Annotated in this window: 12 protein-coding genes; 10 read left to right on the plus strand and 2 right to left on the minus strand. The window is 40.1% G+C overall.

Going from position 1 to position 12,585, the window contains the following annotated elements:
• Positions 1-6 precede the first annotated feature (6 nt).
• Positions 7-531 (plus strand): type 1 glutamine amidotransferase domain-containing protein, encoded by a 525-nt coding sequence (locus MLE13_RS09435; RefSeq protein ID WP_346429158.1) that lies wholly within the window; start codon positions 7-9, stop codon positions 529-531.
• 247 nt (positions 532-778) lie between these two features.
• Positions 779-2,074 carry an arsenic transporter gene (locus tag MLE13_RS09440; protein ID WP_240749468.1) on the plus strand — a complete coding sequence of 432 codons (1,296 nt, stop codon included), beginning with the start codon at positions 779-781 and terminating at the stop codon, positions 2,072-2,074.
• A 41-nt stretch (positions 2,075-2,115) separates the two neighbouring features.
• On the opposite strand, the gene MLE13_RS09445 is transcribed toward MLE13_RS09440, so the two are convergent.
• Complete coding sequence (locus MLE13_RS09445; protein WP_240749469.1) at positions 2,116-2,925, minus strand: GNAT family N-acetyltransferase; 810 nt, start codon at positions 2,923-2,925, stop codon at positions 2,116-2,118.
• Between the two features lie 208 nt (positions 2,926-3,133).
• Here MLE13_RS09445 and MLE13_RS09450 point away from each other — a divergent pair, with 208 nt between their 5' ends.
• The 4 genes from MLE13_RS09450 (at position 3,134) to MLE13_RS09465 (ending at position 7,664) form a co-directional block, all read left to right on the plus strand.
• Positions 3,134-4,060 (plus strand): manganese-dependent inorganic pyrophosphatase, encoded by a 927-nt coding sequence (locus MLE13_RS09450; protein WP_240749470.1) that lies wholly within the window; start codon positions 3,134-3,136, stop codon positions 4,058-4,060.
• A 178-nt stretch (positions 4,061-4,238) separates the two neighbouring features.
• Positions 4,239-4,946: a DsbA family oxidoreductase gene (locus MLE13_RS09455; RefSeq protein WP_240749471.1), complete on the plus strand. Its 708-nt coding sequence runs from the start codon at positions 4,239-4,241 to the stop codon at positions 4,944-4,946.
• Positions 4,947-5,056: 110 nt separating this feature from the next.
• A complete protein-coding gene (locus tag MLE13_RS09460) occupies positions 5,057-5,695 on the plus strand; it encodes an FMN-dependent NADH-azoreductase (RefSeq protein WP_240749472.1) in 639 nt (212 codons plus the stop codon).
• A gap of 421 nt (positions 5,696-6,116) precedes the next feature.
• On the plus strand, positions 6,117-7,664 hold the full coding sequence (locus tag MLE13_RS09465) for an FAD-dependent oxidoreductase (protein ID WP_240749473.1): 1,548 nt from the start codon (positions 6,117-6,119) through the stop codon (positions 7,662-7,664).
• Between the two features lie 45 nt (positions 7,665-7,709).
• Here the strand turns inward: MLE13_RS09465 and MLE13_RS09470 are convergent, their stop codons facing one another.
• A complete protein-coding gene (locus MLE13_RS09470) occupies positions 7,710-8,234 on the minus strand; it encodes a YceI family protein (protein ID WP_240749474.1) in 525 nt (174 codons plus the stop codon).
• Between the two features lie 200 nt (positions 8,235-8,434).
• Between MLE13_RS09470 and murB the strand changes: the two genes are divergently transcribed.
• The 4 genes from murB to MLE13_RS09490 all read left to right on the plus strand — a co-directional run bounded on the left by murB (position 8,435) and on the right by MLE13_RS09490 (position 12,536).
• Complete coding sequence (gene murB, locus MLE13_RS09475) at positions 8,435-9,346, plus strand: UDP-N-acetylmuramate dehydrogenase (protein WP_240749475.1); 912 nt, start codon at positions 8,435-8,437, stop codon at positions 9,344-9,346.
• A gap of 104 nt (positions 9,347-9,450) precedes the next feature.
• The gene (locus tag MLE13_RS09480) at positions 9,451-11,817 is read left to right on the plus strand and encodes a penicillin acylase family protein (protein ID WP_240749476.1); all 2,367 of its coding nucleotides are present in this window, start codon (positions 9,451-9,453) and stop codon (positions 11,815-11,817) included.
• Between the two features lie 36 nt (positions 11,818-11,853).
• Positions 11,854-12,207, plus strand: coding sequence for a fluoride efflux transporter FluC (locus MLE13_RS09485; protein WP_240749477.1), 354 nt, complete (start codon positions 11,854-11,856; stop codon positions 12,205-12,207).
• Positions 12,204-12,536: a fluoride efflux transporter FluC gene (locus MLE13_RS09490; protein ID WP_240749478.1), complete on the plus strand. Its 333-nt coding sequence runs from the start codon at positions 12,204-12,206 to the stop codon at positions 12,534-12,536. The genes MLE13_RS09485 and MLE13_RS09490 overlap by 4 nt, the downstream gene beginning before the upstream one ends.
• Positions 12,537-12,585: the final 49 nt, after the last annotated feature.

The following is a 12,585-nucleotide window of genomic DNA, read 5'->3' on the forward strand; positions in this document are numbered from 1 at the left end:
AAGATAGTGGCAAAAATCGCAACATTAATTACAGATATGTTTGAAGATGTGGAATATATAGATCCCTCGAAAGCATTTAATGAGGCAGGTCACGAAGTTTTCACAATCGAAAAAGAAGCAGGTAAAGAAGTAACGGGCAAACAAGGTGAAGCTGTTGTTACAATCGATAAAAGCATTGACGATGTAAGCCCGGAAGATTTTGATGCATTGTTCTTACCAGGTGGCTTTTCACCAGATTTATTGCGTGAAGATGAACGATTTGTGAAATTCGCAAAAACATTCATGGATGCAAAAAAACCGGTGTTTGCCATTTGTCACGGACCTCAATTACTGATTACGGCAAAAGCGTTAGAAGGCCGTAAAGCCACAGGTTATAAATCGATTCAAGTTGATATGGAATATGCAGGTGCCACAGTACTCGATGAAGAAGTTGTGGTATGCCAAGATCAACTGGTGACGAGTCGTCAGCCGGATGATATTCCAGCGTTCAACAAAGAGTCACTGCGTATTCTTGAACAGTTAAACAAATAAACGTTTGAATTTAACCCCGAATCAGCCTTGCTGGTTCGGGGTTTTTGTGAGAGGTGAAAGTGAAAGGAATTCGATTTTCTCTTGAATACATAAGTGGCTGCTTATATAATGAGTAAGTGTTGCAGCAGAATACTGAATTTTGGTCTGCTATTTATTTTCAACAAAATCGTCAAAAGTATTTTCAATATCAGTGCAGACTCATATACTGAGTTGTTGATAAGAAGAGAGAATAGGGAGTTGTTTACAAGTGGATGTATGGTTAGCAAGTTTTATTTTTATTGTGACATTGATTTTTGTTATTTGGCAGCCGAAAGGTTTGTCGATCGGATGGTCTGCTATTGCAGGTGCCATCGTTGCACTTTTATTTGGAGTCGTTGATTTTGGTGACGTATGGGACGTAACTGGAATTGTTTGGAATGCAACATTGACGTTTGTTGCATTAATTATTATTTCGTTAATTCTTGATGAAATTGGCTTTTTCGAATGGGCAGCATTACATATGGCGCGCTTCGCGAAAGGAAGCGGCTTGCGAATGTTTTTCCTTGTAACGATGTTAGGGGCATTTGTGGCAGCGTTATTCGCCAATGACGGAGCGGCGCTAATTTTAACGCCCATTGTCTTGGCGATGGTTCGCGCATTGAAATTTAAAGATGCGATGATTTTGCCGTTTATTATGGCTAGTGGATTTATTGCGGATACGGCATCGCTTCCTTTTGTGGTAAGTAATTTGGTTAATATCGTATCAGCTGATTTTTTTGACATTGGCTTTACCGAATATGCCATTAAGATGGTTGTGCCAAACTTGTTTAGTATTGCTGCAAGTATGCTTGTACTGTATTTGTATTTCCGAAAAGACATTCCGAAACATTTTGATGACAGCATTTTAAAAACCCCTGCTTCTGCTATAAAAGATATCCGTATTTTCCGTATATCTTGGGTAGTGCTCGTTATCTTACTAATTGGTTACTTTAGCAGTGAAGCGTTAGGGATTCCGGTATCCTTTATCGCTGGAACAGTAGCGATTATTTTCTTAGCCATTGCTCGAAACAGTAAATCGGTAGAAACAATGACTGTTTTAAAAGGGGCGCCTTGGGCAGTTGTCTTTTTCTCTATCGGTATGTATGTAGTTGTGTATGGTTTGAGAAATGTGGGGCTTACGTCGGTGTTGGCCACAGCAATTGAGTGGACATCAAGTCATGGCTTGTATGCGGCGACTATCGGCATGGGCTTTATCGCGGCCATTCTTTCTTCTGTTATGAACAATATGCCGACGGTCATGATTGATGCGCTAGCAATTGCTGAAACCAATACGACAGGTGTGGTTAGAGAGGCATTAATCTATGCCAACGTAATTGGTTCAGATTTAGGGCCGAAAATTACGCCAATTGGTTCACTAGCGACATTATTGTGGTTGCATGTGTTAAAGACAAAAGGTGTAGAAATTTCGTGGGGGTATTACTTTAAGATTGGGATTATCTTAACCGTACCTACTTTGTTTATTACGCTAACAGGACTGTATTTATGGTTAACGATTTTAACGTAAACACATAAAAAAGGAGCTTGCCATTGGCATGCTCCTTTTAATTAGTCCAAAAATTTGGCTAAATATAATTCATTATGAGGTTTGTTGTCAATCATCATCGAATTTTCACGAATGCCTTCTGATTTGAAGCCAGCTTTTTCATATAAATTACGTGCGGCTTCGTTTTCTTCGACAATCGCTACTTCGAGTCGAGAAATGCCTTTTTCTTTAGACCATTCTTCAGCTTTTTTCAGAAGTGCTTTGGCAATCCCTTTGCCTTGAGCGTTTTTTTGTAGGCCAAGCTCAATAGTAGCTCGGTGCGCAGCGCGTTTTGCGTCATTGCCAATAATCATTAAAAAGCCTACATGCTGACCGTTAAGTATGGCAAGAATGATAGTGGAGTGACCACTTTGTTTCCATTCGATAATTTGTTTGCGAACTTTTTGTGTCGACTGTGTACGCTCGTCTTTAGCATAGAGCATATAATCCGATTCAGACTCTATTGCTTTTTGCAAAGCTGCTAGAGAGCGTGCATCTCCGTGCTCTGCTGTTCGAATCAATAAAATATCTTGATCTTCTTCATCTGTGCCTGTGCCTGTACCGTTAGTAGAATCAATTCTTTCGAATACAACAAATCGGTCAGGTTCTACATTCGTGACAAAATAGCCTGCATCTACCCAGGCGTGAAAATGTTTAGCAGGTGCTTTTACCTTTTTCCACCAGCTTTTGTTTAAGTAAGCGGCATTGGGCAAGTTCTGGCCCATAATTTGTTCGATTTCGGAAAATGTTAATTTTATTGAGGCATTAGTCGCTCCGGAAAAATAATTAGCTAGAGGAATGTATTTCTTTTCCAGTAAAATAGTCACAGACATCTCTTCCTTCCACATAACTTAGAATTAGTTAGTCATATTATACCATTGATATGTGCTAAAGTACACAATAAATTTTAAATATACAGATAATTCTATAAACTTAAGTCTATTTCATATTTGTTAACAATTTGGAGGGTCTAATTTTTTCAAATGCTCATATTATGATAGAATAAGCACAGAAACTAAGTTTTTCAGGAGGCTATTATTAATGTCAAAAGTTTTAGTATTAGGTCATAAAAATCCGGACACCGACTCTATTTGTTCGGCTATTTCGTACGCATATTTAAAAAATGAAATGGGAATGGTCGCTGAACCCATTCGTTTAGGTGAAGTTAACAATGAAACTTTGTTTGCTCTAGGGATTTTTAAATTCGACCAGCCCAGACTTGTGACACAAGTTGCTAAAGAAGCGGATCAAGTAATCTTAGTAGATCACAACGAACGCCAACAAAGTGCTGACGATATTGATGAAGTACAAGTGATTGAAGTTGTAGACCATCACCGCATCGCAAACTTTGAAACGACAGATCCGTTATATTTCCGCGCTGAGCCGGTGGGTTGCACCACAACAATTCTCCTTAAACTATTCAAAGAAAACGGGGTAGAAGTTCCTGTAAATATTGCGGGCTTAATGTTATCTGCTATTATTTCAGATTCACTTCTTTTCAAATCACCAACATGCACACAGCAAGATATTGATGCTGCAGCTGAACTAGCGAAAATTGCCAATGTTGATGCACAAAGCTATGGGTTGGACCTATTAAAAGCTGGAGCTGATTTAAGCAATAAAACATTAGAAGACTTAATTTCATTAGATGCAAAAGAATTCGAAGCAGGAGATCATCGATTCGAAGTAGCGCAAGTTAACGCTATTGACGTCGAAGAAGTTATGGTCCGCCAAAAAGAACTTGAAGTCTTAATGGCTAATGCTATTTCATCTAAAGGGTTAGGGTTGTTTATGTTTGTTGTGACAGACATTCTTAATAACAATTCAGTAGCCATCGTTCTTGGTGAAAAAGCCAACGTTGTGGAAGCTGCTTTTAAATCAAGCGTTATTGATAACCGCGTTCTATTGCCAGGTGTGGTGTCACGCAAAAAACAAATCGTTCCTGTTATTACAGAAGCATTAAACTGATTCCCAATTGGGAGTCAGTTTTTTTGTGGGTGTAATAGGAGCAGAGGTTATAATATTCCCTTGTTGATATTTTATAAACCCTGTGTACATAGGGAGATTACACCCGAGTTCCTTTTTATAGGCAAAAAAATTGAGAGCTGTTGTTTTCGTTGCTATAGTTAATGGCGAGGTGGATTATATGAAAATTGAAGTTTGGTCAGATTACGTGTGCCCATTCTGTTATATAGGCAAGCGAACATTAGAAAAAGCGTTAGTTCAAGCAGGTTTTGATAGCCAGGCAGAAGTGTCGTACAAGGCTTATCAGTTAAATCCAAATACTCCGGTAAATTCGGCTGTCCCAACGTATGAAAGTTTAGCGAAAAAATTTGGACAGACTGTTGAACAAGCAAAAGAAATGTCTAAAGGCGTGGCAGAGCACGCTCGTTCAGTTGGTTTGGAATATGATTTTGATAACATGGTAGAAGCGAATACGTTAGCAGCTCACCGACTAGTAAAATGGGCTGAAACGCATGGCAAAGACGGAGAACTTACTGAAATGTTAATGGATAAATATTTTATCCAAGCAGAAAACGTAGGCAATCATGAAGTATTAGTGTCGATTGCTGAATCGGTTGGTTTACCAAAAGATGAAGCGGTAAAAGTACTTGAATCTGATCAGTTTATGGGGCAAGTTCAGTTAGATATCGCTGAAGCGGGTCAAATTGGTGTCCAAGGTGTACCGTTCTTTGTGGTTAATCGCAAATACGCAATATCTGGTGCGCAACCGGTAGAAGCGTTTGTTGAAGCATTAGAACAAATCGCTGAAGAAGAAGGCATTCGTCCTAAGCTAAAACCGATGGGCAAGAAAACGAGTTTTTGCACAGGCGATTCATGTGATGGAAATTAGTGATTCAAAGCAGAGTAATTGACTTTTACTCTGCTTTTTCTTATGATAAGAAAGTGCTTTTAATTCGAGATAAATATTTTTAGTATAATTACGGAAGGAGTTTTAAAATAATGACCAATGTATTAGTAGTAAAAGCAAATAACCGCCCTGCAACTGAAGGGGTTTCAAGTAAAATGTATGAAGTGTTCATGGACACAATTGGTGTAGGCACAGAACTTAACATTAATACGTTTGATGTATTCAAAGAAGACATGCCGTATTTCGGTCAAGATTTTTTTGACGCTATGCAAAAATCAGCACAAGCTGAACCGTTAAATGAACTTGAACAGCGTATCTTGACTGCAGCAAACAAAGCAATGGATGCATTCATGGAAGCAGATGTCGTCGTTTTCGCATTCCCATTATGGAATAAAACCATTCCAGCACCATTGCAAACCTTTATTGATTACGTTTACCGTGCAGGTGTGACCTTCAAATACACAGCAGAAGGACCAGTTGGTCTTGTGTCAGAGAAAAAAGTCATTATTTTAAATGCACGTGGCGGAGTTTATTCAACCCCTGAAATGGCTCCGGCTGAAATGAGCGTTAACTATGTTCGTTTGATCATGGATTTCTTCGGAATTACAGATATTGAAGAAGTCATCATTGAAGGACATAATATGTACCCTGATCGCGCAGAAGAAATTAAAGCTGATGGCATGAAACGTGTAGAACAAGCAGCAAATTCGTTAGTTAAAGTGTACGCATAATTTTTGCGGGAAAGGACAACCTTAATCGGTTGTCCTTTTTTTCGTTTGGACAGTATTTAATGTGATTTGGACAGTAAACGAGCGGAATCGGACAGTATTTGAATAGAATCGGACAGTATTCAACTCAAACCGGACAGTATATCCAATTTTTCCCTCTCGAATCAACCACCCCTCAATGCCCAAGCCCAGGAAAGCGCGAAGTCGCGCTTTCCGCTGAAAACATCTAAATCTTGCGTTTGGACAGTATTTTGGTCGGTTTGGACAGTAAATCATCCGAATCGGACAGTATTTCAGAAATTTGGACAGTATTCACCGTCAACTCGACAGTATGTCCAAATAACTGGGAAAACCATCAGCTTTTGATTAGGAATTTCCAATCGGGGTAGATAGGAGATAAAAGCAGTCGAGGAGGAATGACAAGGTGCAAAACGAACATGAGAGCCAAATTCCACAGGAACAGAAATCGTATTGGAGAGAATATAAGGACATTCCAAGCTACCCTGCGTTACAGGCAAACGAGTCGACCGATATCGCCGTGGTTGGTGGAGGAATGGTTGGCGTCATTAGTGCTTATTTATTAGCGAAAGCTGGCAAAAAAGTAACGCTAATTGAAGCTGGAAAGTTAATCGACGGCGTAACGGGACGAACCACTGCAAAAATAACAGCGCAGCATGGCTTGTATTATGACTCCTTAATTCAAATAGCGGGAGAAGAACAAGCGAAACTTTACTACCAAGCAAATATGGATGGGTTAAAATTTATTGAGGAAACAGCTAAAGAACTTTCAATTGATTGTGATTTTTCTCATCACAATGCATTTGTCTATGCCAACACTGTCGCTGGAGCTAAGCAAATTGAAAAAGAAGCTGAAGCATATATGAGGTTAGGCATTGATGGTGAATTGGCAAAAGATGAAGTGGAATTGCCGTTTTCTGTGGAAGAAGCCATTGTCATGCGCAATCAAGCGCAGTTTCACCCTGTGAAATTTCTAGCAGGTTTGATAAAAGAAATTGAACGACTGGGTGGGAAAATATACGAACAAACGCGAGCTATGAAAATTTTAAGCAAAAACGATCCGGTCATCCAAACTGAAAACCTGTCGCATTTATCGTGCAATAAAGTCATTGTCGCTAGTCATTATCCTTTTAATGATTTTGATGGCATGTATTTTTCACGTTTAACGGTCAATCGTTCGTATGCCATCGCAGCTAAAGTGAAGGGCAATGTTCCGAACGATATGTACATTAGTGGAGATATGCCTTCTCGGTCTTTGCGTTACGCACCAGGCGAGAATGGCGAAAAATTATTGCTAATTGGTGGTGACGGCCACGCTACGGGTAAAAGTTCGAGCGAAACGATAGAGCATTATTACAACCTTGAAAAATTCGGTAACGAGCATTTTGGGATTGAGGAAATTCCGTATCGCTGGTCATCGCAAGACATGACAACGCTTGATACAATCCCTTATATCGGTACCATCACAGCAGGTTATGATAATATTTTAGTCGCTACTGGATTTCACAAGTGGGGAATGTCAAACGGCGCATTAGCTGGAATGCTGCTCAGCGATAGAGTGCTTGGTAACGAAAATCGGTATGCACCAGTGTTTAATCCAACACGCACGAAAGTGAAAACTAAAGATGCGGTGAGCTTTGCGAAAGACAATGCCTCAGTTGCAAAATCACTAGTTACAGGAAAACTAAAAAGAGCCTCCAAGACAGTTGATGATTTGGAGAAAGACGAAGGTTCGTTAGTCAAAGTCGGCAAGAAAAAAGCTGGAGGTTACCGTGATGAATACGGTCAAGTTCATCTAGTGGATACGGCGTGTACCCATATGGGGTGTGATGTTAAGTGGAATGATGCAGAACGTTCATGGGATTGTCCGTGCCACGGCTCCCGTTTTTCGTATACGGGAGATGTGCTAAATGGACCGGCTGTAAAACCCCTCAAAAAAATAGAAACGGAATAATAGAAAAAAGCAGTGAAGAAATTTTCCTCACTGCTTTATTAGAATTTATTCAGCTGGGTTTGCTTGAACTTCTAGATGAATTTTAATGTCTTCGCCAACCATTACGCCGCCTGTTTCGAGCGCTTGGTTCCATGTAAGGCCGAAATCTTTGCGGTTTACTTTACCATCGACATTGTAAGCTACGACTTCAACGCCCCATGGGTTTGTGCCTTTACCGTTATATTCTACATCGAAAGTTACTGGGCGAGTTACATCTTTCATCGTAAGGTCACCGGTCATTGTGTATTCGTCGCCTTTTTTAACGATTTCGTTTGCTTTGAATGTAATGTGCGGGAATTGCTCAGCATCAAAGAAATCTGCAGAGCGCAAGTGGGCGTCGCGGTCATTGTTTTTCGTGCTGATGCTTGCTACATCGATTTTAAAATCGATCAATGCGCCTTGTAAATCTTCTTCATTTGCTTCAATTGTTGCTTCGTAAGATGTGAAAGTACCTCTTACTTTTGAAATCATCATATGTTTTACTGAAAATCCGATTTCTGAGTGTGCTGTGTCTACTGTCCATTTTTTCATATTGAATTCCTCCTAAATGTATTTTCTAAAATAAATATAACAAGATTAAATCTTGAAGTCAATACTCTTTAATTAAAAACTCTTTAATTCGAGATTAAATTAACTAGTCTTTTGTACTGAACTTTACTTTATTGCTTGTCAAATCAAGATGAAAATTAGATACTAATAGAAGCAATAAGTTAAGAAGGGATTTGCATTAAATGATGAAACAACAATGGTTGACGGATTTACGCAGTTTTTTAACAGACGATCACGTCAAAGTGGATGAACCGCTATACCTTCATACACTAACTAAAATGGGTGGGCCAGCTGATATTTTTGTGGCACCAACAACTGAAGAAGAAACTGCTTTCACTGTAAAGTATGCATATAAAAATAATATACCTCTACTACTTCTTGGGAACGGCTCGAATATGGTCGTCCGAGATGGAGGATTTCGTGGAATTGTCTTGACCTTGAAAGGGTTACAGACAATCCGTATAGAAGGTACAAAAGTTTATGCTCAAGGCGGAGCGAACATTAAAAAAGTTTCTAAAGCCGCTGCAGCAAAACAATTAACTGGATTTGAGTTTGCTTGTGGCATTCCAGGCTCAATTGGTGGAGCGATGGCGATGAATGCCGGTGCTTACGGCGGAGAAATTAAAGACATCATTAAACAAGCAACGGTTCTTTCGAAAGAAGGAGATTTGCTCGTTTTATCTAAGGAAGATTTAGGTCTCGGTTACCGGAAAAGTGTTATTACGAAAAAAGGCTTTTATGTGTTATCAGCCGAATTCGACTTAGAAGTTGGCAATCAATTGGTCATTGATGCCAAAATGAGTGAATTGACGTATCAACGAGAATCAAAACAGCCACTAGAATTTCCTTCTGCCGGCAGTGTCTTTAAACGACCACCTGGCAATTTCGCAGGAAAGTTAATACAAGATAGTGGCTTGCAAGGAAAAGGATTTGGCGGTGCAGAAGTTTCTACAAAACATGCTGGATTTATCGTCAATAAAGACAATGCGACAGCTAACGATTACATTAAAACGATTGAAATGGTTAAAACGACAGTGTTTAACAATTTCGGTGTTGATTTAGAGCTTGAAGTGAAGATTGTCGGAGAAGACTGAATATGAGTAAAGTGGATGCCCTTTTATAGGGCATCTTTTTTGTATGGAAAAGGTATTTATCCTTCGGTAGTCGAATAAAACACTAAGGAAAAGGGGGAAGATTTATGAGGGGGAAAGTGAAAAACAAAAGATGGTTAAAATGGTTGCTCGGTACGATGGGTGTGCTTGTCATCATAGTAGTGGCATTTCTTATTTTTATTAATGTCTTTCTAAATAAGTCTAAACCGCTGATTGAAGGAGAGGTAGCAGTAGAAATATTAGACAATGATGCAACGGTTATCCGTGATGATATAGGAGTTCCGCATATAAAGGCGGATACTGATGCCGATTTATACCGAGCACAAGGATATGTCCAAGCACAAGATCGCATGTTCCAAATGGATCTGTCCCGGAGACAGGCAAGTGGTCAATTGGCAGAAGTCATTGGAGTTGATGCAGTCGATACAGATAAGTTTTTTAGAACGTTTAGTTTGCGTGACGCGGCTGAAAAATCTTGGGGTGGTTATGATGAGCAAGCTCAACAAGTATTAGAATGGTATGCAGAAGGTGTCAATGCCTATATGGAAGAAGCAAAAGCAAATAATAATTTGAGCTTTGAATTTTCTATTCTTGGATACGAACCGACTGAATGGACGCCCGTTGACTCGCTGACGATTGGCAAATTTATGGCCTATGACCTTGGTGGACATTGGAATACACTGGCCGTTCGTCATTGGGCATTAAACGAATTTCCAGAAGATAAAGCGCGTGAGTTATTTATTGAATACCCTGAAAACGCACCGGCAATTTTAGCGGCAAACAAACAGCAACAAGTTCAAGTCGCTGGTGAATTTGATGCATCAGTTATTCCGCCAGAATTTAACGGTAGCAATAACTGGGTAGTGTCGGGTGATAAAACGGCAAGTGGCAAGCCCTTACTTGCAGACGACCCGCATCTTGGTCTTAGCACTCCTTCTATTTGGTACCAAATGCACCTAGAATCTCCTGAACAAAATGTCAGTGGCGTTATTTTTGCTGGTGTTCCCGGGATTATTCTGGGACATAACGAAGAAATTGCTTGGGGTGTAACAAATGTTGGGCCCGATGTTCAAGATCTTTACATCGAAACACCAAATCCTGAAGACCCTACCCAATTTGAGTACGAGGGAGAGTGGGAGCAAGCAGAAGTAAGAAAAGAACCGATTAAAATAAAAGATGGTGAGACAGAAGATTTCGAGGTACTAGTAACAAGGCACGGCCCTGTTGTTTCGAATATTCTTTATGACAAAGAACAACCAAGCGCAGTATTTTCAATGCAATGGACAGCTCTAGAGCCCACACTCGAACTGCAGGCAGTCTTAAATTTCAATAAAGCATCTAATTGGGAAGAGTTTGAACTAGCACTCGAGGATTTCCAAGCACCTGCACAAAACTTTGTTTTTGCTTCTACGGATGGCACCATTGCTTATAAAGCGAATGGCCGCATTCCAATTCGGAAGTCTGGAGATGGGCAATTGCCGGTTCCTGGAAATTCGGCAGACTATGGATGGGAAGGTTATGTGCCTTTTGATGAATTGCCGCAATCAGTAAATCCAGAAAATGGATTTATTGCAACAGCGAACAATGAAGTTATTGATGATTCTTATCCTTACCATATTACGGATTTTTGGGCACAGCCGTATCGCTATGAACGAATTGCCGAAGTGTTAGAAGCATCAGATGATCTTACGGCAGAAGATATGATGAAATTACAAATGGATCAAAAGAATTTATATGCAGCAGAATTTTTAGAAGACATGATTGCTACGGTACGTGATAGTACAAAAGATTACGACGAAGTTCTTTCGATGCTAGAAAAATGGGACCAAGTGGATAGTAAAGACCAAGGTGCACCATTAGTCTTTCATAAATGGATAAAGCAATTACCGGAAACTTTACTAGCTGATGAATTTCCAAAAGACGTCTATAAAATGCTGGATGGGAAAAACCATATCACCGATGAAATGATGCGTGATGCTTTTGCTGGAAACGCAGGTGTTTGGGTAAATGAATACGGCGGAGCAGAAAAATGGCTTGTGGATTCATTAGAAACAGTTGTCGCTGAAATTGAAGAAGAACAAGGAAGTGACTTGTCTGACTGGAGTTGGGGAGATCATCACCAATTAACTTTCCCGCATCCATTAGCGGGGGCGTCTCCAATTTTTGCTGAGTTTCTAAATCCGGACCCTGTGCCAATCGGAGGTTCGAATATCACTGTTCAAGCAGCGGCATCAACACCAGATGGCGAAGTCGACCACGGTGCATCTTGGCGGTTTGTTGCAGACCTTGCTGATTTGTCGAGTGCTTACCATATCGTAGGACCGGGATTGAGCGGTCACATGAAATCGGATTACTTCCATAACCAAGTAGACGATTGGGCACAAGGGGATTTTCATGAAACAGAGATCGAAGAAGAAGTTAAAGGTTCGACATTAATATTAAATGCCGAATAAGTTATACTGGTGAAAAACGGATGTGAGGAATAATCAATGACAAGAATACTAGCTGTAGGACTTGGCGGCATGATCGGTGCACTTTTACGTTCTGGAATATACATGGTAGCTGCCGATGGTCTGGGGCTTTGGCTTGTTAATGTGATCGGCAGTTTTTTAATCGGCGTGGCAGCTATTCGATTGTCTCATAAGTCCGCAGAGCTGCGCTTGTTGATTTCGACGGGTCTGCTAGGCTCTTTTACAACATTTTCAGCATTCTCATCTGCATGGTTCTATTACCTTGAATCTTCTATTTGGCTAGGCATAGCATTTGCTATGAGCATGACGATTGCATGCGTTGTGGCAGCTGGAGCTGGATTATGGGTCGGCAGAAAAGAGGTGTCACCGTGATTAGTGTCGCAATCGGTGGATTTTTAGGAGCGATTACACGCTATTTATTTTATTTGTTAATTGAAAGCCGTGCGTGGCAACCAAAAGTTGCGACTTGGCTTGTTAACAGTCTGGGTTCATTTGTTTTAGGGTTCTTAATTGGTGAGGGAAGCTTGTCGATTTTCTGGATGACTGGATTTTTAGGAGCTTTTACAACATTTTCAACGATGGCTTTAGATGTTGTGAAAGATATTGAAGATGAAAAATGGCTGGCAGCTGGGTTCTATACTACGGTCACTTTAACTTCGGGAATTGCGTTATTCAGCTTAGGTTATATGTTAATACAGTAAAAATTTCATTGTAACTAATGAGGGGCTAGGCAGGTACTTCTCAATTTTC

This window comes from Planococcus halocryophilus (genome assembly GCF_022489025.1).
GTDB classification, from domain to species: domain Bacteria; phylum Bacillota; class Bacilli; order Bacillales_A; family Planococcaceae; genus Planococcus; species Planococcus halocryophilus_A.

Excerpts from the sequence above, each read along its gene's own strand:
- MLE13_RS09450 (WP_240749470.1), top strand. The coding sequence starts at position 3,134 with ATGTCAAAAGTTTTAGTATTAGGTCATAAAAATCCGGACACCGACTCT.
- MLE13_RS09480 (WP_240749476.1), top strand. The coding sequence starts at position 9,451 with ATGAGGGGGAAAGTGAAAAACAAAAGATGGTTAAAATGGTTGCTCGGT.
- MLE13_RS09460 (WP_240749472.1), top strand. The coding sequence starts at position 5,057 with ATGACCAATGTATTAGTAGTAAAAGCAAATAACCGCCCTGCAACTGAA.
- MLE13_RS09470 (WP_240749474.1), bottom strand. The coding sequence starts at position 8,234 with ATGAAAAAATGGACAGTAGACACAGCACACTCAGAAATCGGATTTTCA.
- murB (WP_240749475.1), top strand. The coding sequence starts at position 8,435 with ATGATGAAACAACAATGGTTGACGGATTTACGCAGTTTTTTAACAGAC.
- MLE13_RS09445 (WP_240749469.1), bottom strand. The coding sequence starts at position 2,925 with ATGTCTGTGACTATTTTACTGGAAAAGAAATACATTCCTCTAGCTAAT.
- MLE13_RS09455 (WP_240749471.1), top strand. The coding sequence starts at position 4,239 with ATGAAAATTGAAGTTTGGTCAGATTACGTGTGCCCATTCTGTTATATA.
- MLE13_RS09485 (WP_240749477.1), top strand. The coding sequence starts at position 11,854 with ATGACAAGAATACTAGCTGTAGGACTTGGCGGCATGATCGGTGCACTT.